At 62.5% G+C, this 24,096-nt stretch carries 25 protein-coding genes; 19 read left to right on the plus strand and 6 right to left on the minus strand.

Annotated features, from left to right (window positions below):
- The first annotated feature begins 22 nt into the window (after positions 1 to 22).
- From LGQ03_RS09810 to LGQ03_RS09820, 3 genes are all read left to right on the plus strand, one after another.
- Positions 23 to 838 (plus strand): TIGR00282 family metallophosphoesterase, encoded by an 816-nt coding sequence (locus tag LGQ03_RS09810; RefSeq protein WP_226748257.1) that lies wholly within the window; start codon positions 23 to 25, stop codon positions 836 to 838.
- 72 nt (positions 839 to 910) lie between these two features.
- Positions 911 to 2,686, plus strand: coding sequence for an SLC13 family permease (locus LGQ03_RS09815; protein ID WP_226748466.1), 1,776 nt, complete (start codon positions 911 to 913; stop codon positions 2,684 to 2,686).
- A 68-nt stretch (positions 2,687 to 2,754) separates the two neighbouring features.
- Positions 2,755 to 3,504, plus strand: a complete 750-nt coding sequence (locus LGQ03_RS09820; protein WP_090159109.1) for a YebC/PmpR family DNA-binding transcriptional regulator — start codon at positions 2,755 to 2,757, stop codon at positions 3,502 to 3,504.
- Positions 3,505 to 3,634: 130 nt separating this feature from the next.
- On the opposite strand, the gene LGQ03_RS09825 is transcribed toward LGQ03_RS09820, so the two are convergent.
- The 4 genes from LGQ03_RS09825 to choX all read right to left on the minus strand — a co-directional run bounded on the left by LGQ03_RS09825 (position 3,635) and on the right by choX (position 7,083).
- Positions 3,635 to 3,988 (minus strand): cupin domain-containing protein, encoded by a 354-nt coding sequence (locus LGQ03_RS09825; RefSeq protein WP_226748258.1) that lies wholly within the window; start codon positions 3,986 to 3,988, stop codon positions 3,635 to 3,637.
- Positions 3,989 to 4,092: 104 nt separating this feature from the next.
- Positions 4,093 to 5,106 (minus strand): choline ABC transporter ATP-binding protein, encoded by a 1,014-nt coding sequence (gene choV, locus LGQ03_RS09830; RefSeq protein WP_226748259.1) that lies wholly within the window; start codon positions 5,104 to 5,106, stop codon positions 4,093 to 4,095.
- Positions 5,103 to 5,951, minus strand: coding sequence for a choline ABC transporter permease subunit (gene choW / locus LGQ03_RS09835; RefSeq protein ID WP_090159107.1), 849 nt, complete (start codon positions 5,949 to 5,951; stop codon positions 5,103 to 5,105). The genes choV and choW overlap by 4 nt, the downstream gene beginning before the upstream one ends.
- Before the next feature lie 202 nt (positions 5,952 to 6,153).
- Complete coding sequence (gene choX / locus LGQ03_RS09840; protein WP_226748260.1) at positions 6,154 to 7,083, minus strand: choline ABC transporter substrate-binding protein; 930 nt, start codon at positions 7,081 to 7,083, stop codon at positions 6,154 to 6,156.
- Between the two features lie 85 nt (positions 7,084 to 7,168).
- Here choX and betI point away from each other — a divergent pair, with 85 nt between their 5' ends.
- The 4 genes from betI to LGQ03_RS09860 all read left to right on the plus strand — a co-directional run bounded on the left by betI (position 7,169) and on the right by LGQ03_RS09860 (position 11,667).
- The gene (gene betI / locus LGQ03_RS09845; protein ID WP_226748261.1) at positions 7,169 to 7,723 is read left to right on the plus strand and encodes a transcriptional regulator BetI; all 555 of its coding nucleotides are present in this window, start codon (positions 7,169 to 7,171) and stop codon (positions 7,721 to 7,723) included.
- Positions 7,724 to 7,762: 39 nt separating this feature from the next.
- A complete protein-coding gene (gene betB, locus LGQ03_RS09850) occupies positions 7,763 to 9,217 on the plus strand; it encodes a betaine-aldehyde dehydrogenase (RefSeq protein WP_226748262.1) in 1,455 nt (484 codons plus the stop codon).
- A gap of 73 nt (positions 9,218 to 9,290) precedes the next feature.
- The gene (gene betA, locus LGQ03_RS09855; RefSeq protein ID WP_226748263.1) at positions 9,291 to 10,949 is read left to right on the plus strand and encodes a choline dehydrogenase; all 1,659 of its coding nucleotides are present in this window, start codon (positions 9,291 to 9,293) and stop codon (positions 10,947 to 10,949) included.
- A gap of 73 nt (positions 10,950 to 11,022) precedes the next feature.
- Positions 11,023 to 11,667, plus strand: coding sequence for a thermonuclease family protein (locus LGQ03_RS09860; protein WP_226748264.1), 645 nt, complete (start codon positions 11,023 to 11,025; stop codon positions 11,665 to 11,667).
- Here LGQ03_RS09860 and LGQ03_RS09865 read toward each other — a convergent pair.
- The gene (locus LGQ03_RS09865; RefSeq protein ID WP_226748467.1) at positions 11,664 to 12,896 is read right to left on the minus strand and encodes a multidrug effflux MFS transporter; all 1,233 of its coding nucleotides are present in this window, start codon (positions 12,894 to 12,896) and stop codon (positions 11,664 to 11,666) included. The two genes, LGQ03_RS09860 and LGQ03_RS09865, sit on opposite strands and share 4 nt — an antisense overlap.
- Before the next feature lie 205 nt (positions 12,897 to 13,101).
- Between LGQ03_RS09865 and LGQ03_RS09870 the strand changes: the two genes are divergently transcribed.
- From LGQ03_RS09870 to LGQ03_RS09900, 7 genes are all read left to right on the plus strand, one after another.
- Positions 13,102 to 14,628, plus strand: a complete 1,527-nt coding sequence (locus LGQ03_RS09870) for an acyl-CoA carboxylase subunit beta (protein ID WP_090159101.1) — start codon at positions 13,102 to 13,104, stop codon at positions 14,626 to 14,628.
- Between the two features lie 101 nt (positions 14,629 to 14,729).
- Positions 14,730 to 14,993 (plus strand): DUF7218 family protein, encoded by a 264-nt coding sequence (locus tag LGQ03_RS09875; RefSeq protein ID WP_226748265.1) that lies wholly within the window; start codon positions 14,730 to 14,732, stop codon positions 14,991 to 14,993.
- Between the two features lie 23 nt (positions 14,994 to 15,016).
- A complete protein-coding gene (locus LGQ03_RS09880; RefSeq protein ID WP_226748266.1) occupies positions 15,017 to 15,373 on the plus strand; it encodes a DUF6497 family protein in 357 nt (118 codons plus the stop codon).
- On the plus strand, positions 15,373 to 15,717 hold the full coding sequence (locus tag LGQ03_RS09885) for a hypothetical protein (RefSeq protein ID WP_090159098.1): 345 nt from the start codon (positions 15,373 to 15,375) through the stop codon (positions 15,715 to 15,717). Before LGQ03_RS09880 ends, LGQ03_RS09885 begins: the two co-directional genes overlap by 1 nt.
- A gap of 130 nt (positions 15,718 to 15,847) precedes the next feature.
- Positions 15,848 to 16,060 (plus strand): hypothetical protein, encoded by a 213-nt coding sequence (locus LGQ03_RS09890; protein ID WP_226748267.1) that lies wholly within the window; start codon positions 15,848 to 15,850, stop codon positions 16,058 to 16,060.
- Between the two features lie 94 nt (positions 16,061 to 16,154).
- The gene (locus tag LGQ03_RS09895; protein WP_226748268.1) at positions 16,155 to 18,152 is read left to right on the plus strand and encodes an acetyl-CoA carboxylase biotin carboxylase subunit; all 1,998 of its coding nucleotides are present in this window, start codon (positions 16,155 to 16,157) and stop codon (positions 18,150 to 18,152) included.
- Positions 18,149 to 18,544 carry a hypothetical protein gene (locus LGQ03_RS09900; protein ID WP_090159095.1) on the plus strand — a complete coding sequence of 132 codons (396 nt, stop codon included), beginning with the start codon at positions 18,149 to 18,151 and terminating at the stop codon, positions 18,542 to 18,544. The genes LGQ03_RS09895 and LGQ03_RS09900 overlap by 4 nt, the downstream gene beginning before the upstream one ends.
- Here LGQ03_RS09900 and LGQ03_RS09905 read toward each other — a convergent pair.
- Positions 18,527 to 19,015, minus strand: a complete 489-nt coding sequence (locus LGQ03_RS09905; RefSeq protein WP_226748269.1) for a DUF4174 domain-containing protein — start codon at positions 19,013 to 19,015, stop codon at positions 18,527 to 18,529. The two genes, LGQ03_RS09900 and LGQ03_RS09905, sit on opposite strands and share 18 nt — an antisense overlap.
- A gap of 168 nt (positions 19,016 to 19,183) precedes the next feature.
- On the opposite strand from LGQ03_RS09905, the gene scpA reads away from it, so the two are divergent.
- From scpA to LGQ03_RS09930, 5 genes are read left to right on the plus strand one after another with little or no spacing between them, the layout of a single operon-like run.
- Positions 19,184 to 21,310 carry a methylmalonyl-CoA mutase gene (gene scpA, locus LGQ03_RS09910; protein WP_226748270.1) on the plus strand — a complete coding sequence of 709 codons (2,127 nt, stop codon included), beginning with the start codon at positions 19,184 to 19,186 and terminating at the stop codon, positions 21,308 to 21,310.
- Positions 21,311 to 21,916, plus strand: a complete 606-nt coding sequence (locus tag LGQ03_RS09915; RefSeq protein WP_226748271.1) for a VOC family protein — start codon at positions 21,311 to 21,313, stop codon at positions 21,914 to 21,916.
- Positions 21,913 to 22,383: a GNAT family N-acetyltransferase gene (locus LGQ03_RS09920; protein ID WP_090159091.1), complete on the plus strand. Its 471-nt coding sequence runs from the start codon at positions 21,913 to 21,915 to the stop codon at positions 22,381 to 22,383. Before LGQ03_RS09915 ends, LGQ03_RS09920 begins: the two co-directional genes overlap by 4 nt.
- 10 nt (positions 22,384 to 22,393) lie before the next feature.
- Positions 22,394 to 23,074 carry a molecular chaperone DjiA gene (locus tag LGQ03_RS09925; protein WP_056036870.1) on the plus strand — a complete coding sequence of 227 codons (681 nt, stop codon included), beginning with the start codon at positions 22,394 to 22,396 and terminating at the stop codon, positions 23,072 to 23,074.
- On the plus strand, positions 23,071 to 24,075 hold the full coding sequence (locus LGQ03_RS09930) for an endonuclease/exonuclease/phosphatase family protein (RefSeq protein WP_319004476.1): 1,005 nt from the start codon (positions 23,071 to 23,073) through the stop codon (positions 24,073 to 24,075). Before LGQ03_RS09925 ends, LGQ03_RS09930 begins: the two co-directional genes overlap by 4 nt.
- Positions 24,076 to 24,096: the final 21 nt, after the last annotated feature.

The raw sequence follows: 24,096 nt of genomic DNA on the forward strand, positions 1-24,096 counted from the left end.
GCAGGGGCCTAACACCAACCCCATGAAAATCATGTTTTTGGGCGACGTCATGGGACGCGCCGGCCGTCGCGCCATCACTGACCACCTGCCGCGTCTGCGCCGCGAATGGAAATTGGATTTCGTCGTGGTCAACGGCGAGAACGCGACCAATGGTGCGGGACTGTCACCCGACCATGCGCGGCTGATCCTGGATGCGGGGGCCGATGTCGTCACGCTGGGCGATCACGCCTTTGACCAGCGCGACATGATGGCGTTCATCGAAAAGGAACCGCGCGTCCTGCGGCCCATCAACTTTGCCAAATCTGCCCCCGGTGTGGGTGCGCGGGTGTTCACCGATGCGCGTGGACGCAAGGTGCTGGTGGCGCAGGTGCTGGGTCAGGTGTTCATGAAGCGTCCCTTTGATGATCCGTTTTCGGCATTGGACGGCGTGTTGAAGCAATATCCGATGGGCGGGCAACTGGCCGCGTCGCTGGTGGATATTCACTGCGAGGCGACGTCCGAGAAGATGGCCGTGGGTCATTATTGCGACGGGCGCGCCAGTATCGTGGTCGGCACGCATACACATGTGCCGACGGCGGATGCGATGATCCTGCCGGGTGGCACGGCCTATCTGTCGGATGCGGGGATGTGCGGCGACTACAATTCCGTGATCGGCATGCAAAAGGATGAACCCCTGCGCCGTTTCATCACCGGCATGCCCAAGGGCCGGTTCCAGCCTGCCGAAGAGGACGCCACGCTGTCGGGGATCTATGTCGAAACCGATGACCGCACCGGCCGCGCCACGCAGACCGTTATGGTGCGCCAAGGCGGGCGACTGCAACAATCGGGGCCTGTCTGACCCGTCTTGCAGCCCATTGCAGAGCGCTGACGGCCGGGCGATGATGCTGGTGTAACTTTTAAGGCAATGACCATGATTCCCGCGGAATTTCTGAACGACCATCAGGCGGCCGTGACGCTTTGCGTGCTCGGGGTCATGTTCGTGCTGTTCCTGCGCGAAGTCTTTCCGACCGAGGTGGTCGCGATGGCAGGGGCAGGCGTGCTGCTGTTCACGGGCATCCTGCCCTACGACGATGCGGTCGCGGTTTTGTCGAACGCCGCACCCTGGACCATTGCGATGATGTTCATTGTCATGGGCGCGCTGGTGCGGACCGGGGCACTGAACTACGTCACGCAGGCCGCCGAACGTGCGGCACGGCGCAATCCCCGTCAGGCCATGGGCGGCGTGATGGGGTTCGTGATCTCGGCCTCTGCATTCGTGAACAACACGCCGGTGGTTGTCGTCATGCTGCCGGTGTTCATCCAGATGGCCCGCACCATGAAAATCGCAGCGTCCAAGCTGCTGATCCCGCTGTCCTACGGGTCCATCGTCGGCGGCACGCTGACGCTGATCGGTACGTCGACCAACCTGGTCGTGGACGGTGTGGCGCGGCAGGCGGGGATGGAGCCTTTTGGCATATTCGAGGTCACGCCGATCGGGCTGGTCATTGCCGTCTGGGCGATGCTGTATCTGGTGATATTCGGCAACCGGCTGCTGCCCGACCGGACCAGCATGGCCGCCATGTTGTCGGACCGGTCCAAGATGCGGTTTTTCACCGAAGCTGTGATCCCCCCCGAAAGCAACCTGATCGGGCGCGAGGTATCGGGCGTGCAGCTGTTCAAGCGCGACGGCGTGCGACTGATCGACGTGGTGCGGGGCGATGCGTCCCTGCGTCACGATCTGGAGGCCGTCGAATTGCAGGTGGGCGACCGCGTGGTGCTGCGCACCGCGATGTCCGAAATCCTGTCGTTGCAGGCTAACAAGGAATTGCGCCGCGTGGACCAGCTGTCGGCGGTGGAAACCACGACGGTCGAGGTGCTGATTTCCCCCGATTGCAAGATGGTCGGTCGGTCGCTGGGGGCGATGCGCCTGCGCCGCCGTTACGGTGTCTATGTCCTCGCCGTACACCGGCGGGACAAGAACATCCGCCAGTTGCAGGACGTTGTGGTCAAGGTCGGTGACACCCTGCTGCTGGAAGGCGCGCCAGAGGATATTCAGCGACTGGCACTGGAAATGAAGCTGGCGGATGTGTCCAAACCGTCCGAACGCGCCTACCGCCGCAGTCACGCGCCCATCGCCATTGCGACCATGCTGGGGATCGTCGTGCTGGCCGCACTTGGCGTGGCACCCATCCTGCATCTGGCGTTTCTGGGTGTGGTGATCGTGCTGATAACGGGCTGTATCGACGCGGACGAAGCCTTTGCCAGCGTGGATGGGCCGTTGCTTGCGCTAATTTTCGGGATGCTGGCCGTCGGGGCCGCATTGGAGGCCTCGGGTGCGGTGGAAATCATCGCCAATGCCATCGCGCCAACCTTGCAGACCATGCCGCCGTTCTTTGTGGTTTTCTGCGTCTACACGCTGTCGATGGTGCTGACGGAACTGGTGTCGAACAACGCCGTGGCTGTTGTCATCACGCCCATTGCCATCGGGTTGGCAAGCGCGCTGGGCCTTGATCCACGCCCGCTGGTGATCGCGGTGATGATGGCGGCCTCGGCCAGTTTTTCCACGCCCATCGGCTATCAGACAAACACCTTGGTCTACGGCCCTGGCGGATACAAATTCACCGACTTTTTGCGCGTGGGTCTGCCGCTGAACCTGAGCCTTGCGGTCATCTGTTCCATCGCGATCCCGATGATCTATCCGCTGTGATGCTTGCGGGGCAGGGGCGGGCTGCGCTATAGGCCGCTGACACAAATTTCTGCAAAAGGATTCCCGCCATGGCCGGACATTCCAAATGGGCGAACATCCAGCATCGCAAGGGTCGTCAGGACAAGATCCGGGCCAAGCTGTTTTCCAAGCTGAGCAAGGAAATCACCGTCGCCGCCAAGATGGGCGACCCTGATCCCGACAAAAACCCGCGGCTGCGGTTGGCCGTCAAGGAAGCGAAATCCTCCTCGGTTCCAAAGGACGTGATCGAGCGCGCGATCAACAAGGCCGTGGGCGGTGACGCCGAAAACTATGACGAAATCCGCTACGAAGGCTACGGCCCCGGCGGCGTGGCTGTCATCGTCGAGGCGATGACCGACAACCGCAACCGCACCGCATCCTCGGTCCGTTCGACATTCACCAAGAGCGGCGGCAATCTGGGCGAGACGGGCAGCGTTGGGTATATGTTCGACCGCAAGGGTCAGATCGTCTATCCCGCGTCTGTCGGTGACGAGGACACGGTCATGATGGCGGCCATCGAGGCCGGCGCAGAGGATGTGCAGTCGGACGATGAAAACCATGTCATCCTGTGCGAAGGGACCGACCTGAACGACGTGTCCACCGCACTGGAGGCCGTATTGGGCGAGGCGGAATCCACCAAGCTGATCTGGAAGCCGAACATGCAGACAGAGTTGGATCTGGAAGGCCTGACCAAGCTGATGCGCCTGGTCGAGACACTCGAGGACGACGACGATGTGCAGAACGTCACCACCAACGTCGACGCCAGCGACGAGGTCATGGCCGCCTACGCCGAAAGCTAAGTTCTATCTGATTGGGTGATATGCAAAGGGCCTCCTGCGGGGGCCCTTTTTGTTTGGTGCGTTGGTGGCGCGGGCTTGAGCCATTTGCATGGCAGAGAGCGGCAGGTTTGATCCCATTTCGGTCAGTCGCTTAGATGACTTTCCGGTCTGCGGCAGTTCCGGCATCGCCAGTGTTGGGGGTTCCAGTCGGCTCGATCAGCAACAGATGCGCTTCCTTTTCGGCGACCGGGCAATGTTCGACACCTTTAGGAACGACAAACATCTCTCCCGCTGTCACGGTGACGGGTCCGTCCCTGAGCCGGATCTCGATTTCACCTGAAAGAACAAGGAAGAAATCATCTGTGTCTGCGTGGGAATGCCATCTGAACTCTCCCTCGACCTTCACGACCATGACGTCGTGACCATTGAAGGATGCTACAGTGCGCGGAGACCATTTTTCGTCAAATGTTGCGAGCTTTGCCGCCAGATTTATCGACTTGGCCATCTTTTGCTTTCCATCTCCAAAGCTCACGGGACGATATCTTGCGATGCGCTGGAATAGCAAGTTTGTCCCCACAGCGGTCATCCACATGCGGATTCCAAACTCATCTAGCTGTTCTTTGACAGGCTGTTGAGAACGGAGGTCGGGGTGATCTGGCCGATCTTTTGGCCGTTTTCCACCACGCTCAGGATCATGCCCTGTTTCAACGTATCGATGATGTCCTGCACCGGGGTTTCGGCTGCGATCTCGGATGCGCCGGCGGTGCCGGGGGTCATCACGTCGCGGGCGGTCAGCACGCCCAGCGGGTTCATGTGGGCCACGAAATCGGCCACGTAGTCGTTGGCGGGGTTGGTGAAGATATCGCGCGGGGTGCCGGTCTGGATGATACGCCCGCCTTCCATGATGGCGATGCGATTGCCGATCTTGAACGCCTCGTCCAGATCGTGGCTCACGAAAATGATGGTCCGGCCACGTTCGGCCTGCATGTCCAGCAGCTCGTCCTGCAAACGCGCGCGGATCAGCGGGTCCAGTGCGCTGAACGGCTCGTCCATCAGCAGTATCGGCGCATCCGTGGTAAAGGCGCGGGCAAGGCCCACGCGTTGCTGCATGCCGCCCGACAATTCGCCCACCAGCGCGTCGGCGCGGTCGGCGAGGCCCACCAGCGCCAGTTCCTCGTCGACGCGAGCACGACGTTTGGCGGTGGACAGTCCGCCCAATTCAAGGCCAAGGCCCACGTTGTCGCGCACGGTGCGCCAGGGCAGTAGGCCGAACTGCTGGAACACCATCGCCACATTGGACAGGCGCAGTTTGCGCAGTTTGCGCGATTTGGCCTGAGTCACCGATTGCATGCCATCGGGCGTGGCGATCCGCACGTCGCCGCGCACCACCGGGTTCAACCCGTTGACGGACCGCAGCAGCGTCGATTTGCCGGACCCCGACAGGCCCATCAGCACGAGGATTTCGCCTTCTTCCACCGTCAGCGAACAATTGTGCACGCCAAGCACCTGATCGGTCTCGGCCTGCACCTCGGCGCGTGTCTTGCCTTGGTCCATCAGCGGCAGGGCCGATTGCGGACGGTCGCCAAAAACGATGGAAACGTTGTCGAATTCTACAGCATTCATGGTTTGCGGACCCTCAGCGTACGGTCGAGCATGATCGCGACGATCACGATGATAAAGCCGGATTCAAAGCCCAGCGCGGTGTTCACGGTGTTCAGCGCACGCACGACCGGCACGCCCAGACCGGCGGCCCCGACGAGGCCTGCGATGACCACCATCGACAGCGACAGCATGATGGCCTGATTGAGCCCCGCCATGATTTGCGGCGTTGCGGATGGCAGTTCGACCTTCCACAACAATTGCCGTTTCGTGGCACCAAACGCCTGTGCGGCCTCGATCAGCGCCGTCGGCGTGGAGGAAATCCCAAGGTAGGTCAGGCGGATCGGTGCAGGCAGCACAAAGATCACCGTGGCGATCAGACCCGGCACGATGCCGATCCCGAACAGCACGACCGTGGGGATCAGGTAAACAAAGGTCGGCAGCGTCTGCATCAGGTCCAGCACCGGCACCAGCGCGCGGTAGAACCGGGGGTGATGCGCACCCGCAATACCGATGGGCACGCCGATCAACATGCAGGCCGTGCAGGCGAGCAGTACCAGCGTGAGGGATTGAATCGTCTCCTCCCAGTAGCCTTGGTTCAGGATGAACAGGAATCCGACCAGCACCAGCAGCGCCGTCTGCCAGCGTCGTTGCAGCGCATAGGCCAATGCGACGAACAGCAGGACGACAACGATGGGCGGCGGGATCAGCACAGTATCGACGATCCAGTCGACCGAATCGCGCAGGCTGTCGGCAAAAAGGTCGATTGCCGGTCCGATCGCGGCATTCAGCGCGTCGAACAGGTCGCGGCACCAGGCGCCGACGGGTATTTTTGTGTCTGTCAGGAAACTCAGGCTTAGCCAGTCCATCTCGTGAACTCCTTCAGCGGCGCGGCCCCGTGTGGCGCGCCGTTCGGTTACAACAGTGTCGGGCGACATCACCGCAGCACGGTGCTGTGCGGTCGGGATGGGCCCGTTTCAGTCCCAAGCCGCCGCATCCGCCAAGGGTGCCGTGGGTCGGGGCCGTCATTTGTGAAACGGGGCCGCATCTGCATGCGGCCCCGTTCGGAAATCAGTTGGCCAGTGCGGCTGTGACGGCAGCGGTGGCGTCGCCACCGTCAACCGTGGTCACGCCTTCCAGCCAGGGCTGCCACGTGGCCGCGTTATCCGCCAGCCATGCCGTCGCCGCCTCTTCGGGGTCGGCATTGTCGTTCAGGATCGCGCCCATGATCTCGTTTTCCATTTCGAGGCTGAACACGAGGTTGTTCAGCAGGGTGCCGACGTTCGGGCAGGCCTCGGCGAAACCGGCGGTGGTGTTGGTATAGACGGTCGCACCACCCAGATCGGGGCCGAACCAGTCGTCGCCACCCTCCAGATAGGTCATGTCGAACTTGGCGTTCATCGGGTGCGGCTCCCAGCCCAGGAACACGACCGGGTCGCCGCCACGGTCGGCGCGTTCGACCTGTGCCAGCATGCCCTGTTCGGACGATTCGACGACCTCGAAACCTTCGAGGTCGAATGCATTTGCGCCGATCATGTCGAGGATCAGGCGGTTGCCGTCATTGCCCGGCTCGATCCCGTAGATCTGGCCGTCCAGCGCGTCACGGTTGGTGGCGATATCGGCAAAGGTGGTGATGCCCATGTCGGCCGCGGCCTTGTTCACGGCGAGGGTGTATTTCGCACCTTCGAGGTTGGCGCGCACGGTGTCCACGGTGCCGGCCTCGCGGTAGGGGGCGATGTCGGCCTCCATCGTGGGCATCCAGTTGCCCAAGAATACGTCAACGTCGCCTTCGGCCAGCGAAATGTAGGTCACGGGCACGCTGAGCAATTTGGTTTCGGTGTCGTATCCCAGCGCGTCCAGCACCACGGATGTGGCGGCGGTGGTGGCCGTGATGTCGGTCCAGCCCACATCGGCAAAGGTGACTTCGGTGCAGTTGTCCTGTGCCAGTGCGGGCGTGGCCGCAACAAGGGCAATGACGGAAAGTGTAGAGCGAAGGGTCATTAGGTTTCTCCCGGTCAGTTTTTTGTTGATTGATCAGTCAATCAAATTTGGGCTATGGGTGCCACACCTGATCAGGAGTGACAACATGCCAAAGCTTGGAATGGAGCCTATACGCCGTGCTGCCTTGGTGAAAGCCACGATTGCAGAGGTCGGCGACGCTGGTTCGCTGGACGTCTCCGTCAGCCGCATCGCAAAGCGTGCGGGCATGTCGTCGGCGCTGGCGCATCACTATTTCGGGGGCAAGGATCAGATATTTGTCGCGGCGATGCGCCAGATCCTGACCGACTATCGCAAGGAGGTGATCAGCGCCCTGCGGGATACGGACGACCGTGCCGCCGCCATCGTCACGGCGAGTTTTGCGCAGTCCTGTTTTGCGCCTGGCGTGGTCGCCGCCTGGATGACGTTTTACGGGCAGGCCCAGACGAACCCTGACGCGCTGCACCTGCTGCGCCTGTATCAGCGGCGGTTGCGATCGAACCTGACCCATGCGCTGCGCGGTCAGACCCCTGATCCTGCCGGTGCTGCCGACACCCTCGCTGCGATGATCGACGGCATTTACCTGCGCGCCGCGTCAGACCGGGTAGGGACGGCGGGCGCTGACCGTGTCCTGGCACTGCTGAACCTGCTGCGCCGCGCCTGAGCCATCAATTTTCATTTTCGCCCATCGGAGGCATAGATCATGACCACACAACCGACCGCCAGCCATTACATTGCAGGTGAATACGTCGAGGATACCGCCGGAGAGGCGATCCCCGTCGTCTATGCCTACACCGGTGAGACGATTGCCACCGTCCACGCGGCTACCCCCGCGATCGTTGACCGCGCGCTGGCTGCTGCTGCGAATGCGCAGGCGGCATGGGCCGCATTGACCGGCACGGAACGTGGCCGCATCCTGCGCCGCGCCGCCGACATCATGCGCGAACGCAACCATGACCTGTCGGTGCTGGAAACCTATGATACCGGCAAACCGTTGCAGGAAACGACCGTGGCCGATGCAACATCCGGTGCGGATGCGCTGGAATACTTTGGCGGCCTCGCGGGCAGTTTGACGGGCGAGCATATCCAGCTGGCAGGCGGCGATTTCGTCTATGCGCGCCGCGAGGCGCTGGGCGTCTGCGTGGGTATCGGGGCCTGGAACTATCCCACCCAGATCGCCTGCTGGAAGGCCGCACCGGCGCTGGCCTGTGGCAACACGATGGTGTTCAAACCGTCCGAGACCACGCCGCTGTGTGCGCTGAAGGTCGCGGAAATCCTGACCGAGGCGGGCGCGCCGCCGGGCGTGTTCAACGTGGTGCAGGGGCTGGGTGCCGTGGGGGCCGCGCTGACCACCGATCCACGCGTGGCCAAAGTGTCGCTGACCGGGTCGGTGCCAACGGGCAAGCGGGTCTATGCCGCCGCAGCCGAAGGGTTGCGTCACGTCACGATGGAACTGGGCGGGAAATCCCCGCAGGTGGTATTCGACGATGCGGACCTAGATGATGCCGTGGGCGGCGCGATCCTGGGCAATTTCTATTCCTCGGGGCAGGTCTGTTCCAACGGCACGCGGGTGTTCGTGCAGCGGGGCATGGTGGATGCGTTCCTGGGCCGCCTGTCAGAGCGTTTGCAAAACGTCGTCATGGGCGACCCTCAGGACATGGCGACCAACTTTGGCCCTATGGTAAGCGCACGTCAGCGCGATCTGGTCGAAGGGTTCATCGCCAAAGGCGTGCAAGAGGGCGCACGGCTGGTGACGGGCGGCAAACGACCCGACCTTGACGGTTTCTTTCTCGAACCGACCGTCTTTGCCGATGTGACCGACGACATGACGATTGCGAGGGACGAAATCTTTGGCCCCGTCATGTCGGTGCTGACCTTCGATACCGAAGAAGAGGCGCTGCGCCGCGCCAACGATACGCCCTACGGTCTGGCGGCGTCGGTGTTCACCCGCGATCTGGCGCGTGCGCACCGCATGGCTGCCGGGTTCGAGGCAGGAACGTGCTATATCAACACCCACAACCTCGCCCCGGTCGAGGCACCTTTTGGCGGGATGAAGCTGTCCGGCGTGGGCCGTGAGAATTCCAAGGCGGCGATTGATCACTATAGCCAGCTCAAGGGCGTCTACGTCGCCATGAACCCGGTCGAAGCACCATTCTAGGGGCCGTCCGGCGGATGCCGGGGGCCAAATTTTCGCGAAAATTTGGGGGCGCTCCTTGCGGGCGGTGAACATCATGCAAGCTGAATACGTAATTGTCGGTGCGGGCTCTGCCGGATGTGCAATGGCCTACCGTCTGGCCGAGGCCGGCAAATCGGTCATCGTGATCGAACATGGTGGATCGGATGCAGGCCCGTTCATCCAGATGCCTGCGGCCTTGTCCTATCCGATGAACATGAAAGCCTACGACTGGGGATTTCATACCGCACCGGAGCCGCATCTGGGTGGTCGCACCCTGGCCACACCACGTGGCAAGGTGATCGGCGGGTCCTCTTCGATCAACGGCATGGTCTATGTACGCGGCCACGCCCGCGATTTTGACACATGGCAAGAGATGGGCGCGCGCGGCTGGGCCTATGCCGACGTGTTGCCCTACTACAAACGGATGGAACATTGGCACGCGGGCATTCACGGCGGTGATCCGGCCTGGCGTGGCACCGACGGTCCGCTGCATGTCACGCGCGGCCCGCGCCGCAATCCGCTGGTCAAGGCCTTTGTCGAGGCCGGCAAGCAGGCGGGATATCCCGAAACCAAGGATTACAACGGCGCGCAGCAAGAGGGCTTTGGCCCGTTTGACGCCACCATCTATCGCGGTCGGCGCTGGTCCGCCGCAAATGCCTATCTGCGGCCCGCGCTGAAGCGCGAGAATTGCACGCTGATCCGCGCCTTTGCCCGCCGTGTGGTGATTGAAGAGGGGCGCGCTGTGGGCGTCGAGGTCGACCGCAAGGGGCAGACCGAGGTGATCCGCGCCACGCGCGAGGTCATCATTGCCGCCTCGGCCATCAATTCGCCCAAGCTGTTGATGCTGTCGGGCATCGGACCGGCGGATCATCTGGCGGAACACGGCATCGCAGTGATCGCGGACCGGCCCGGCGTCGGGCAGAATCTGCAAGATCACCTCGAGCTCTATATCCAGCAGGCAGCGATCCAGCCGGTGACGCTGTTCACCTATTGGAAACTGATCTGGAAAGCGTTGATCGGCGCAGCCTGGCTGTTCGGCAAACGCGGTCTGGGCACCTCGAACCAGTTCGAATCCGCAGCCTTTGTCCGGTCCAAGCCGGGTGTGGAATATCCCGATATCCAGTTCCATTTCCTGCCGCTGGCGATCCGCTACGACGGCAAGGTCGCGGCAGAGGGGCATGGCTATCAGGCGCATGTCGGCCCGATGCGCAGCGCCTCGCGCGGGGCGGTCACACTGACCAGCGCGGACCCGGCGGCGGACCCGCATATCCTGTTCAACTACATGTCCGATCCGCAGGACTGGGCCGATTTCCGCACCTGTATCCGCCTGACGCGCGAAATTTTCGGGCAAGCCGCATTTGCCCCCTATAGCGGACACGAAATCCAGCCTGGTGAGGCCGTGCAATCGGACGCAGCACTGGATGATTTCATCCGCGCACACGCCGAAAGCGCCTATCATCCCTGCGGCACATGCCGCATGGGAGCCGCTGATGACCCGATGGCTGTGGTCGATCCTGAATGTCGTGTCATCGGTGTGGAGGGGTTGCGGGTCGCGGACAGCTCAATCTTTCCGCAGATCACCAACGGCAACCTGAATGCGCCGTCGATCATGGTGGGTGAAAAGGCGTCGGATCACATTCTGGGCCGCGATCCGCTGCCACGGGCCAATGATGTGCCGTGGATCAATCCGAAATGGGCCGTCAGTCAGCGCTGATTTGAATCGATTTGGCGCGAAACTTCATGTTTCGCGCCATTGAAACGCCACATCCGCCCCCCAGATTGGGGATATGCGGATTTTGTTAACCATTTGTTTACTGTTCTGTGCTGCCCCCCTGGCGGCCCAGATCGCTGGGCCTGCGCGTGTCATCGACGGTGACACGATCCACGTGGGCGAGACACGAATCAGATTGAACGGCATCGATGCGCCAGAAGCCGGGCAGGATTGCCGCAGTGCGCAGGGGTTTCCGTTTTCCTGCGGCAGCCATGCGGCCGACGGCCTGCGTGCGTTGATCGCGGGGCGCGCGGTGAGTTGTGCGCCGCTGGATGTCGACCGTTACGGCCGCACCGTGGCGCGTTGCACCGCAGGCGGGGTCGACATTGGCCAGCAGATGGTGCGCAACGGGCTGGCCATCGCCTATCGCCGGTATGGCACGGTCTATGTCCCGGACGAGGATGCGGCGCGGCGCAGTGGGGCCGGTTTCTGGTCGGCGCAGATGCAGCGGCCTTCGGATTTCCGCGCGCAGGAACAGGTGCGCGATGCGACCCCCGGTGGCTGTGTCATCAAGGGCAACATCAGCAGCAGCGGGCGAATCTACCATGTGCCCGGCAACGCATTCTATGACGAGACCCGGATCAGCCCGTCGCGCGGCGAACGCTGGTTCTGCACCGAAGCCGAGGCGCGCGCCGCTGGCTGGCGCGCGGCACGCCGCTAGGGCGCGACCGAGAGGCTGGCGGACAGGCGCTTTTCACGCACCATCACGAACATGATGGCGGCGATCGCCAGCAGCGCAGAGACCAGCATCAGCGCCTGCAACGGCATCGCGGTCGTGCCGCGTGCCAGCAGTACCCCGGCCAGCTGGCTGAGTGCGGCACCGCCGCCAATCATCAGCGCACCGCCCAGACCGCTGGCCGTGCCGGCCAGGTTCGGGCGCACCGACAGCAACCCGGCAGTGGCGTTGGGCAGCGTCATGCCGTTGCCCAGTCCCAGCAGCGAGCACAGACCAAAGAGCAGGCCGGCGGGAATCACGGTCACCAGACCCAGGATCAGCGACAACCCCATGCCAAAGGCTGATATCAGGCAGCCGATCAGCACCATGCGATTGATGCCGACCCGCACCGAATAGCGGCCCGATATTCCGTTGCCGATGGCATAGCCGATGGCGGGCGCACCCAGAGCGATGCCGGTCTGAAAGGCCGACAATCCGTAAATCCGGTCGGCGACGTAGGAGGCACCGCCCAGAAACGCAAAGAATGACCCCGATGCGAACGCGGTGCACAGCGCATAGCCCCAGAACCGGGGCGCAGTCAGCAGTGCGGGATAGCTGGTCAGCTGTTCGGCAAATCCGGTGCCGCCGCCGCGCACGGTCTCGCCTTGGTCGAAATAGCACAGCAGCCACAAGAAAACGCCTGCTCCCATCAGAAAGATGAACGAGGCATGCCAGCCGAATGCCTGATCCAGTGCGCCACCGACGGTGGGGCCGATCATCGGGATCAGGGCCATGCCCATGGTGACATAACCGATCATCGACGCGCTTTGTTCTGCCCCGAACATGTCGCGCACGATCGCCCGACTCAGCACGATTCCGGTCGCGACGGCGGCCTGCAGGATGCGAAACATCAAGAACAGCTGGATCGTGGGGGCGAGGTAGGCGCCCAGCGTCGCCGCGATGAAAATGGTGATGGAGGTCAGCACGATCTTACGCCGTCCGAACCGGTCAGACAGGGGGCCGACGATGATCTGCATCACCGCAGTTGCGGCCAGATAGCCCGAAACGGCGAATTGCATCGTGGCATAATCCGTGCCGAAATCGGCCGCCATCCGGGTGAGGGACGGCAGAAAAATCGACATGTTCAATGCGGATACACCGGCCAGCAGTGTCAGCGTGAAAATATGAGGCGGGGTGCGGCGGTCGAGAAAGCGCGCGCTGGGAAAGTCTGTCATCGCGCGCAAAGTAGCGGCTTGCGCTGCGGTGTCCATGGTTGCCGTGACATGGATCCGCAAGGATCTGCATGGCGTCAGATTGTTTCGTGCAGCCCCCCTGCGGCTGGGGATATATTGCGCCTTGGGGGTTTTCCTCGGCAAAACCGATGACTAGAGTGCCCGACAATGCGGCCTGCGGAGGCCATGTGCACGACGGGAGGCCTGCATGAAAGACCATATCGAAGCCTTGGAGGCCAAGCGCTCCGAATCCCAACTGGGCGGCGGACAGGCACGGATTGATGCGCAGCACGCCAAGGGCAAACTGACCGCGCGCGAACGGATCGAACTGCTGCTGGATCACGACAGCTTTGAGGAGTTCGACGCCTTTGTGACGCATCGCGCGGTGGATTTCGGGATGCAGGACAACCTGCCGATGGGCGATGGTGTCGTGACGGGCTGGGGCACGATCAACGGCCGCATGGTCTATGTGTTCAGCCAGGATTTCACCGTCTTTGGCGGATCGCTGTCCGAAACCCATGCGCAAAAGATCTGCAAGATCATGGATATGGCGATCCAGAACGGTGCGCCCGTGATCGGGATCAACGATTCGGGCGGTGCACGCATCCAAGAAGGTGTTGCCAGCCTCGCGGGCTATGCCGATGTGTTCCAGCGCAACATCATGGCGTCCGGTGTGGTGCCGCAGATCAGCCTGATCATGGGGCCCTGCGCGGGTGGCGCGGTCTACAGCCCTGCGATGACCGACTTTATTTTCATGGTGCGCGACACGTCCTACATGTTCGTGACCGGCCCCGATGTGGTCAAGACCGTCACCAACGAGGTCGTCACCGCCGAGGAACTGGGCGGGGCCACGACCCATACCAAGAAATCCGGTGTGGTGGACGGTGCCTTTGACAACGATGTCGAAGCGATTGCCGAATGCCGCCGCCTGTTTGATTTCCTGCCTTTGAACAACCGCGAAAAGGCGCCGACGCGTCCGTTTTTTGACGATGTCAAACGGGTCGAGGACAGTCTGGACACGCTGATCCCGGTGAACGCCAACACGCCCTACGACATGAAGGAACTGATTCACAAACTGGCGGATGAGGGCGATTTTTACGAAATTCAGGCCGATTATGCGGGCAACATCCTGATCGGGTTCATCCGGCTGGAAGGTCAGACCGTCGGCGTGGTGGCCAATCAGCCTATGGTGCTGGCGGGTGTGCTGGATATCGACAGCAGCCGCAAGGCCGCGCGGTTCGTGCGGTTCTGCGATGCCTTTGAAATTCCGATCCTGACGCTGGTGGACGTGCCCGGCTTTCTGCCCGGCACCAGCCAGGAATACGGCGGTGTCATCAAGCACGGCGCGAAACTGCTGTTTGCCTATGGCGAGGCCACGGTGCCCAAGGTCACGGTCATTACCCGCAAGGCCTATGGCGGAGCCTATGACGTGATGGCGTCCAAGCATTTGCGCGGCGATTTCAACTATGCCTGGCCCACGGCGGAAATCGCGGTGATGGGGGCCAAGGGTGCTGTCGAGATCATCTATCGCGGACGCAGCCCCGAAGAAATCGTGGAGCTGACCAAGGAATACGAGGACCGTTTCGCGAATCCGTTCGTCGCGGCCTCGAAGGGTTTCGTGGACGAGGTGATCATGCCGCGATCCACACGGCGCCGGGTCTGCCGCGCCTTTGCGTCGCTGCGCGGCAAGCAGCAGCAGAACCCGTGGAAGAAGCATGACAACATTCCACTGTGACCCCGGGGGGCCAGCCCCCCGGACCCCCCGGAGTATTTGTGGCAAGATGATGCAGGGAACCCCGCGTGGGGTGGGTCCGTTGGTGCGCAAAGGAGATTGCGATGACCAAGGACCATGGACCGTCCATCAAGGACGACGAGACCTACGAGGCGCTGCTGGACGACGGGGCGAGCAAGCAAAAGGCCGCCCGGATTGCCAATGCGCAGGCAAACGACGACATGTCGCCGGGCGAGAAGGGGGGCCGTCAGCCGCCCTACGAGGAATGGACCAAGGACGATCTGTATGCGCGTGCGCAAGAGCTGGACGTCGCGGGTCGTTCGGACATGACCAAGGCCGAACTGATCGAGGCCTTGCGGGACCGCTGATCCTGCTGTGCTGTCTGTGGGCCATGCCCGCGACCGCACAACAGACCCCGCAACCGATTGCCGTGCCGTCAGGACTGCAGATCGCGCTGGCTGACGTTATCATGGACACGCAGGCGCGGATCGCGCGATTCCGGTTCCTGTCACCGGCCCTTGCGGGCGGCGATGACGCAGTGACGTTCACGGAGGTCGTGGACGATCTGACGTGGTTGTGCGACGTGGTCGTTGTTCCGGCCCTGCAACAGCAGGACTGGGACGGCGACCAGATCGTGTTGTCGGTGTCGGACAAGCCAACCACATTCGGCATATACGATCCGCAGGTCGTCCAATTTTTTCAACCCTTCCGCGTGACGGACGGGCGTTGCAGCTGGGACGAATTCTGATGGAAAAGCACCGTGGATTTCCAGGCCGTTTGCCGGGGACGGATTTTCAGTTCGTGATCCGTCGCGCGCACAAGGACGGGGCAACGCCGCTGCGCGCGCGTGAACGATTTTCCGACCGGCGGCCACCGGACAAACGCGCGGACGAAGGTTTCTTGCGGGCCCTGTGGGAGCATTTTGGCGACGCGCCCTTTGTGCGGGGTAATCTGGACGCAGGACGGCTGGGCTGGTTGTTCGGTCGCGAGGTAATCGCCGCCGAAGATCCGTTCGATCCTGCCAGCTATGACGCGCTGTTGCGCATCGACGAGGACGTGGCGCGGGTCACTTTTCCGGATGTATTCCGATGAGTGGAAAAGATTTTTCTGCAAATCGGAACATTTCGGCGGTTTTGCGCCTTTTGTACTTAATCGGGCTTGAGTTCGTGCTTGCAGCGCGTGATTTTGGGCCCATCTTCAAAGCTAACAAGGGCATTATAAAATGTACAAAGCTACTTCCGCCATCGCACTGGTCGCAATCATGGGCGTCGCAGGCTGCGACAACCTCGACACCGACGCAGAGCGTGCAATCGTTGGTGCCGGTATCGGCGCTGCAGGTTCCGCTGCACTGGGCGGCGACAACCGCGACACCACGACTGCTGCACTGGGTGGCGCGCTCGTCGGTGCGCTGGGCGACGACATCACCGGTCGCTAAGACATTTTCCCGCGCAAGCGGGGTTGAAACACGACATGACTGCCGTCGGGGTTTACGCCCCGGCGGCGGTTTTGCGTTTGGAGGGATGTAAAACGTGTTCAAGAAAATTCTGATCGCCAATCGTGGCGAAATCGCCTGCCGCGTCATCAAGACGGCGCGGCGTATGGGGATCGCCACTGTTGCAGTGTATTCGGATGCGGATGCGCAGGCGCTACATGTCAAGATGGCAGATGAGGCGGTCCACATTGGACCCAGCCCCGCCAACCAATCCTATATCGTGATCGACAAGATCATGGACGCGATTCGCCAGACCGGCGCTGAAGCGGTGCATCCGGGCTATGGTTTCCTGTCGGAAAACCCCAAGTTCGCCGAGGCGCTGAAAGCCGAAGGCGTGGCCTTTATCGGGCCGCCCGTGGGGGCCATCGAGGCCATGGGCGACAAGATCACGTCCAAGAAGCTGGCGGATGAGGCTGGTGTCAGCACGGTGCCTGGCCACATGGACCTGATTGCGGACGCCGATGAGGCGGTCAGAATCAGCCAGCAGATCGGCTATCCGGTGATGATCAAGGCCAGCGCGGGGGGCGGTGGCAAGGGCATGCGGATTGCATGGGACGACGCTGGCGCACGCGAGGGATTCCAGTCGTCCAAGAACGAGGCGGCCAACAGTTTTGGCGACGACCGGATTTTCATCGAAAAATTCGTGACCCAGCCGCGCCACATCGAAATTCAGGTCCTGGCCGACAGCCACGGCAACGCGGTCTATCTGCACGAGCGCGAATGCAGCATCCAGCGCCGCAACCAGAAGGTGATCGAAGAGGCCCCGAGCCCGTTTCTGGACGAAGAAACCCGTGCGGCGATGGGCGCGCAGTCGGTCGCACTTGCGCAGGCCGTCGGTTATACCAGCGCGGGCACCGTCGAATTCATCGTGGATGGCGACCGCAATTTCTATTTTTTGGAAATGAACACGCGGTTGCAGGTGGAACATCCTGTGACAGAACTGATCACGGGCATCGACCTCGTCGAACAGATGATCCGAGTGGCAGCAGGCGAGAAACTGGCCTTTGGTCAGGATGACCTCAAGATCAATGGTTGGGCTATCGAGAGCCGCCTGTATGCCGAGGATCCGTTCCGCGGGTTCTTGCCGTCCATCGGGCGTCTGACCCGCTATCGCCCACCGGTCGAGGTGGCAGAGGCCGGGCGGGCCGTGCGCAATGATACCGGCGTGTTCGAGGGTGGCGAGATCAGCATGTTCTACGATCCGATGATCGCCAAGCTGTGTACCTGGGCACCGACCCGGTCTGCAGCGATCGAAGAAATGCGGTTGGCGCTGGACGGATTCGAGCTGGAGGGGATTGGCCACAACCTGCCATTCCTGGCCGCGGTGATGGATCATCCGAAATTCACCGCGGGCGACATGACCACGGCGTTCATCGAGGAAGAATTTCCTGACGGTTTCCAGGGTGTCGATCTGGCAGGGGACACGGTGCTGCGTGTTGCTGCGGCAACTGCGGCGATGCACCGAATCGGTGAAATCCGTCGCACGCGCATCACCGGGCGCATGGACAACCATGAACGCCACGTCGGCACGGACTGGAACGTCACGCTACAGGGCGAAAGCCATGACACGATCATCAAGGCCGACCGTGCGGGGGCCGATGTGACCATCGGTGACCGGACCTTGCGGGTCGAAAGCGACTGGTTGCCCGGTCAACCACTGGCGCGCCTGATGGTGGACGGCACGCCCTTGGTGCTTAAGGTGGCCAAGATTTCGGGGGGGTTCCGGGTGCGGCACCGCGGGGCCGACGTCAAGGTTCATGTCCGAACCCCGCGTCAGGCCGAAGTTGCCAAGCTGATGCCGGTCAAGGTGCCGCCGGATACGTCGAAACTGCTGCTGTGCCCGATGCCGGGGCTGATCGTGTCGCTGAATGTCGCCGTGGGCGACGAGGTTCAGGACGGTCAGGCGCTGTGCACGGTCGAGGCGATGAAGATGGAAAACATCCTGCGTGCCGAACGCAAGGGCGTCGTGACCAAGATCAACGCGGCCCCTGGTGACAGCCTGGCCGTGGATGATGTGATCATGGAGTTCGAGTGACACAAACCTGGCAACTCTTGCTGATCTGGCTGGCCGCCTGCGTGATCGCCGTGATCGCGGGATTTGGCTTGCTCAACATCATGGTGCAGGATACCGAAATCAGCTACGCGACCGAGCTTCCGCGCTCGGTCGTGACGGTGCCGATGATCTGCGTGATCGTGTTCTGGGGGGTCGTGCGGGCGGCCGGGGTCCTGCTGGAACCGGTGCGGACATTCACCTTTGGCGGGTTGGCCGTCTACCTCGCGCTGTTCGTCGTGGGGCGGGTGCTGGTCAGCGTGGCGATTGATCCGGTGTTCGTTCTGATTCTGGTACTGGTGATCCTGATGACCTTGGGCTGGATGGCGATCCGCGGGGCTGCGCGGGCCATGCCGCAATCAGTTGACCGCCGCTGATCCTGCGGCGCGGCGTTCGGTGATTTCACGCTGACGCACCGGCATCTTGTCGATGGACCGTGACAATTCGCGCACGTCCCACGGGCTGGGTTTGCGCAGTTTCACCTGACCGTCCTTGCCCAGCAGCGCCATCATGAAACCGCGCGGCCGCAGTTGCAGGCGCATGGGTGAACGTGCGGCAGGGTCGGTGTCGAACAGCACCACGACGTCACGTTCGACCAGTTCATCGACCCGCGATGCCAGCAGTTCCATCTGTTCGATGAACGCGGGATCGTTGGGTGAATCGGCGAAAACCGCGACCGGGCGGGCGATCCACTGGAAATCGGACAACATGATCTGGTCCGCGTTCAGCGGGGTTGCCGGATCGGCAAGCCAGGCGGCGACGGCACCGGGTGATTCCGACTGCGCCGGCAGCATGGCGGGCCAGAGTGTCATGGCCGCGAGGCCGGCGATGAAATTTCTTTTGTTCATGATCTGAATATAGGTGTGTCTCGCGCCAATGCCATGCCCGCGTCGTTTTGCGCATGCGCAATAAAATTGCCCTGCAGCGAAAAATAATAGCACGATGATAGCGCAAGCTTTTTGACCTTTGCGCCGCGTCGCGGCATGAATGGCGCAGAGGAAGAGGAGCGCCACATCATGTCTGACAAAACCGAATGGGAAAAGATCGCCGAAAAGGAACTGCGCGGGCGGTCCCTGGACGATCTGACGTGGCATACCCTCGAAGGGATCGCCGTCAAACCGTTATATACCGCAGAGGATACGGCCGATCTGCCGCATATGGGCGGCATTCCGGGTGCGGCCCCCTACACGCGCGGGGTCAAGGCCACGATGTACGCAGGCAGGCCCTGGACGATCCGGCAATACGCGGGGTTTTCCACGGCAGAAGAATCAAATGCGTTTTACCGTCAGGCGCTGGCCGCTGGTCAGCAGGGCGTGTCGGTGGCATTCGATCTGGCCACCCATCGCGGCTATGACAGTGACCACCCGCGGGTCGAAGGCGACGTGGGCAAGGCCGGTGTCGCCATCGACAGCGTCGAGGACATGAAGATCCTGTTCGACGGAATCCCGCTGGACAAGGTGTCGGTCAGCATGACGATGAACGGCGCGGTCATTCCGATCCTCGCGAATTTCATCGTGGTGGGTGAGGAGCAGGGCCACGACAGGTCCGTGCTGTCAGGCACGATCCAGAACGATATCCTCAAGGAATTCATGGTGCGCAACACCTACGTCTATCCGCCGGAACCGTCGATGCGCATCATTTCGGACATCATCCAGTACACGTCCGACCAGATGCCGAAATTCAACTCGATCTCGATTTCCGGCTACCACATGCAAGAGGCCGGCGCGAACCTGGTGCAGGAACTGGCCTATACGCTGGCCGATGGCCGCGAATACGTGCGCGCGGCGATTGCGGCGGGCATGGATGTCGATCACTTTGCCGGACGGCTTAGTTTCTTTTTCGCCATCGGGACGAATTTTTTCATGGAGGCGGCCAAGCTGCGCGCGGCGCGCCTGCTGTGGTTCCGCGTGATGGAGGAATTCGCGCCCAAGAACCCCAAATCATCCATGTTGCGGACCCATTGCCAGACCTCGGGCGTCAGTTTGCAGGAACAGGACCCCTACAACAACGTGGTGCGCACCGCCTACGAGGCGATGAGCGCGGTGTTGGGCGGCACCCAGTCGCTGCACACCAACGCGCTGGACGAGGCGATTGCCCTGCCGTCCGATTTCGCGGCCCGGATCGCGCGGAACACGCAGCTGATCCTGCAAGAGGAAACCGGCGTTACCAAGGTCGTCGATCCATTGGCGGGCAGTTACTACGTCGAAAAGCTGACGCATGATCTGGCAGAAGCCGCCTGGGCCCTGATGGAAGAGGTCGAGGAGTTGGGCGGCATGACCAAGGCCGTCGCATCCGGCATGCCGAAACTGCGGATCGAGGAAACCGCCGCCACCCGGCAGGCCAATATCGACCGCGGCACCGAGGTCATCGTCGGCGTCAACAAATACCGCAAGGACAAAGAAGACCCGATCGACATCCGCGATATCGACAACGCGGGCGTGCGCGACAGCCAGATTGCCCGGCTGAAGGCCACGCGTGACGGGCGGGATCAGGCGGCCTGCGATGCTGCATTGGCCGAACTGACCCGCCGCGCCCGTGAGAGCGGCAACCTGCTGGAGGCCGCGGTCGAGGCCGCACGCCAGCGGGCGACCGTGGGCGAGATCAGCAGCGCGATGGAGGACGTCTTTGGCCGCCACCGGGCCGAGGTCAAGACGCTGGCCGGTGTCTACGGTGCCGCCTACGAAGGCGACGCAGGCTTTGCCGCGATCCAGAAGGACATCGAGGATTTCGCAACCGAAGAAGGGCGCCGCCCCCGGATGCTGGTCGTCAAAATGGGGCAGGACGGGCACGACCGTGGGGCCAAGGTCATCGCGACGGCATTCGCCGATATCGGGTTCGACGTGGACGTAGGCCCGTTGTTCCAGACACCAGAGGAGGCCGCACAGGACGCCATCGACAACGATGTGCACGTCATCGGCATCAGTTCGCAGGCGGCAGGTCACAAGACACTGGCCCCCAAGCTGATCAAGGCGCTGGAGGACGCGGGCGCGGGTGATATCCTTGTGATCTGCGGTGGCGTGATCCCGCAGCAGGACTACAAATTCCTGTATGATGCGGGGGTCAAGGCGATCTTTGGCCCCGGCACGAACATCCCTGTCGCCGCACAGGACATTTTGAAACTGATCCGCGAGACGCGCACCTGAATGCTGACCCTCGACCATATCGCGATTGCCTGTACCGACCTCGATGCAGGCACGGCATGGGTGGAAAAAACGCTGGGCGTGCCGTTGCAGCCAGGGGGCAAACACGCGGCCTTCGGCACGCACAACACGCTGCTGGCGCTGGGCGACACCTACCTCGAGGTGATTGCGCTGGATCCGGACGCGCAGCGCACGCGCCCTGCGTGGTTCGCGCTGGATGCATTCGCCGGGCCGCCGCGCTGTGCGAACTGGATTTGCAGGACGGACGATCTGAAAGGCGCGATTGCGGATGCGCCTGCGGACGTCGGTGCCATCGTGCCATTGGAACGCGGCGCGTTGCGGTGGGACATCACCGTGCCCGATGACGGCGGCCTGCCCCTGCAGGGGGCCTGTCCCACGCTGATCCGGTGGGGTGACGGGGTGGCGCACCCGACAGAAACACTGACCGACCGGGGCTGCACCCTGATCGGCTGGGAGGTGCACCACCCGCAGGCTGAGGCGTTGGGACGCGATCTGGCCTTGGACGACCCACGGGTGATCTATGCCGCTGGTGCGCCACGGTTTCGGGCCACGATCCGCACGCGGGACGGGGTCAGGACGCTGGGATGATCCGGGCCGCAACCCGCGCCGATGCCGCGGCGATCTGCGCGATCTGGAACCCGATCATCCGCGAGACAGGCATCACGTTTACCGCAATCGAAAAGACACCGCAGGCCATTGCTGATCTGATTGCCACGCGCCCCGTGCTGGTGGCCGAAACCGGTGGGTTGGTCGCAGGTTTTGCCACCTATGGCCCGTTTCGCGGCGGTGACGGGTATCGCCATACGGCGGAACACACAGTGCATCTGGCACCCGCCGCGCGGGGTGCGGGGCTGGGGCGATCACTGATGGATGCGCTGTGCGCAGACGCACGCGCCGCGGGCATCCATACCCTATGGGCCGGGTGCAGCGCCGAAAATCCAGCAGGGGTGGCCTTTCACGAAAAACTGGGGTTTGTGAAAATCGCGACCCTTCCGCAAGTGGGGCGCAAATTCGATCGCTGGATCGACCTTATTCTTTTGACCAAGATGTTGTAGACATCGGGGTATGTCGCTCTGGTCCCGAATCTCTGACGCATTGGCGGCCCTGCGCGCGGGCGAGGGGCTGGCGACGGTGTTCGATCTGCTGCGCACGCCGCCTGACAGGTCCGTGGCCTTTACCATCGCTGTGATCGCGCTGGGTGCCAAAATGGCCAAGGCGGACGGGCAGGTGACCCGCAACGAGGTCGCGGCCTTTCGCGAGGTGTTCCACATCCCGGCCTCAGAAGAGGCGCATGCCGCGCGATTGTTCAACATGGCGCGCACCGATGTCGCGGGGTTCGAGGCCTATGCCACCAAGATCGCGTCGATGTTTCGTGGGGCCGAGGGCCCGCTGTCGGACCTGATGGAGGGTCTGTTTCACATCGCGATGGCCGATGGTGACTATCACCCGGCCGAGGATGCGTTTCTGGCGCGGGTGGCCGAAATATTCGGGTTCGACGATCGCCGGTTCGCGCGGATCAGGGCGCAGTTCGTGGCTGACGCGGACCGCGACGCCTATGATGTGCTGGGTGTTTCGCCCGATGCACCGATCGAAGAGGTGCGTGCCGCCTGGCGCGCGCAGGTGCGCGAGACACACCCTGACCGCATGTTGGCTCGCGGCGTGCCCGAAGAGGCCGTCCGGCTGGCTGAAAAACGCCTGATCGCGATCAACCGCGCATGGGAGCAGATCAACGCCGGGACCGCATGATGCGGCTGGCCACGTGGAACGTTGCCTGGTTCGATGCGCTGTTCGATGACGCAGGCGCGCTGGTGCGCGATGACGGCTGGTCGAAACGCTGGGATGTGACCCGCCGCGATCAGGCCGATGCGATTGCACATGTCCTGCAGACGATGAACGCCGACGCCATCATGGTGATCGAGGCCCCCGATACGTCGTCGCGTCGCAGCGGGGCGGCGGCACTGCGGCATTTCGCTGACCACTACGGGTTGCGACAACGCGCTGCCCTGATCGGTTTTGCCAATGACACGCGGCAGGAAATCGCGCTGATGTTCGATCCCGACTGCGGCAGTGCGGTTCACCGCCCGCTGTCCGACGACGCGGCCCCCCGGTTCGACCGTTCCCTGACCGTGACGCTGAACGGCCATGACATCGATGCCGTCTGGTCAAAGCCGCCGCTGGAACTGGTCTATACGCCAAGGAACGGCGCAGCGCTGTCGCTGATCGGTGTGCATGCCAAATCCAAGGCGGCCCACGGCGATACGGCGGCCGAACGCGCCCGTGTCGGGGTTGCCAACCGGCGCAAGCAACTGTCGCAATGCCTGTGGCTGCGCCGACGGGTGGACCAGATGTTGCGGGACGATCCTGCGGCCCGGCTGGTGGTGCTGGGCGATTTCAACGACGGGCCGGGGCTGGACGAATACGAGGTCGAATTCGGGCAATCCGGCGTGGAAATCGTGCTGGGGACACAAGGCGACGGGATGCCTTTGCATGACCCGCATGCGCAACTGGCCTTGGGCAGCCGCAATGGTGCGCGGCCTGCGACGGCCCGGTTCAGACCGAACGATGGCCCCTATCTGTCGGCGCTGCTGGATTACATCATGGTCAGCCCTGCCTTGCGTGCGACGCAGCCTGTATGGCGCATCTGGCATCCTTTTGATGATCCAGAGGTTTTTGCAGATACGTCGCTGCGCGAGGCCTTGTTGCTGGCGTCAGACCATTTCCCGGTCACGCTGGATCTGATGGTGTGATTGAAAATCACGTGGCAGCCC

The sequence above is a fragment of the Loktanella gaetbuli genome, from assembly GCF_020531945.1.
Classification (GTDB): Bacteria; Pseudomonadota; Alphaproteobacteria; order Rhodobacterales; family Rhodobacteraceae; genus Loktanella; species Loktanella gaetbuli.

Bases quoted from the DNA above. Each gene is read 5' to 3' on its own strand.
- LGQ03_RS09860 (WP_226748264.1), top strand. From the start codon at position 11,023: ATGCGGATTTTGTTAACCATTTGTTTACTGTTCTGTGCTGCCCCCCTG.
- LGQ03_RS09870 (WP_090159101.1), top strand. From the start codon at position 13,102: ATGAAAGACCATATCGAAGCCTTGGAGGCCAAGCGCTCCGAATCCCAA.
- LGQ03_RS09810 (WP_226748257.1), top strand. From the start codon at position 23: ATGAAAATCATGTTTTTGGGCGACGTCATGGGACGCGCCGGCCGTCGC.
- LGQ03_RS09880 (WP_226748266.1), top strand. From the start codon at position 15,017: ATGCCCGCGACCGCACAACAGACCCCGCAACCGATTGCCGTGCCGTCA.
- LGQ03_RS09890 (WP_226748267.1), top strand. From the start codon at position 15,848: ATGTACAAAGCTACTTCCGCCATCGCACTGGTCGCAATCATGGGCGTC.
- betA (WP_226748263.1), top strand. From the start codon at position 9,291: ATGCAAGCTGAATACGTAATTGTCGGTGCGGGCTCTGCCGGATGTGCA.
- choV (WP_226748259.1), bottom strand. From the start codon at position 5,106: ATGAATGCTGTAGAATTCGACAACGTTTCCATCGTTTTTGGCGACCGT.
- scpA (WP_226748270.1), top strand. From the start codon at position 19,184: ATGTCTGACAAAACCGAATGGGAAAAGATCGCCGAAAAGGAACTGCGC.
- choW (WP_090159107.1), bottom strand. From the start codon at position 5,951: ATGGACTGGCTAAGCCTGAGTTTCCTGACAGACACAAAAATACCCGTC.
- LGQ03_RS09815 (WP_226748466.1), top strand. From the start codon at position 911: ATGATTCCCGCGGAATTTCTGAACGACCATCAGGCGGCCGTGACGCTT.
- betI (WP_226748261.1), top strand. From the start codon at position 7,169: ATGCCAAAGCTTGGAATGGAGCCTATACGCCGTGCTGCCTTGGTGAAA.
- LGQ03_RS09915 (WP_226748271.1), top strand. From the start codon at position 21,311: ATGCTGACCCTCGACCATATCGCGATTGCCTGTACCGACCTCGATGCA.
- choX (WP_226748260.1), bottom strand. From the start codon at position 7,083: ATGACCCTTCGCTCTACACTTTCCGTCATTGCCCTTGTTGCGGCCACG.
- LGQ03_RS09920 (WP_090159091.1), top strand. From the start codon at position 21,913: ATGATCCGGGCCGCAACCCGCGCCGATGCCGCGGCGATCTGCGCGATC.
- LGQ03_RS09885 (WP_090159098.1), top strand. From the start codon at position 15,373: ATGGAAAAGCACCGTGGATTTCCAGGCCGTTTGCCGGGGACGGATTTT.
- LGQ03_RS09930 (WP_319004476.1), top strand. From the start codon at position 23,071: ATGATGCGGCTGGCCACGTGGAACGTTGCCTGGTTCGATGCGCTGTTC.
- LGQ03_RS09875 (WP_226748265.1), top strand. From the start codon at position 14,730: ATGACCAAGGACCATGGACCGTCCATCAAGGACGACGAGACCTACGAG.
- LGQ03_RS09865 (WP_226748467.1), bottom strand. From the start codon at position 12,896: ATGACAGACTTTCCCAGCGCGCGCTTTCTCGACCGCCGCACCCCGCCT.
- betB (WP_226748262.1), top strand. From the start codon at position 7,763: ATGACCACACAACCGACCGCCAGCCATTACATTGCAGGTGAATACGTC.
- LGQ03_RS09905 (WP_226748269.1), bottom strand. From the start codon at position 19,015: ATGAACAAAAGAAATTTCATCGCCGGCCTCGCGGCCATGACACTCTGG.
- LGQ03_RS09925 (WP_056036870.1), top strand. From the start codon at position 22,394: ATGTCGCTCTGGTCCCGAATCTCTGACGCATTGGCGGCCCTGCGCGCG.
- LGQ03_RS09820 (WP_090159109.1), top strand. From the start codon at position 2,755: ATGGCCGGACATTCCAAATGGGCGAACATCCAGCATCGCAAGGGTCGT.
- LGQ03_RS09825 (WP_226748258.1), bottom strand. From the start codon at position 3,988: ATGGCCAAGTCGATAAATCTGGCGGCAAAGCTCGCAACATTTGACGAA.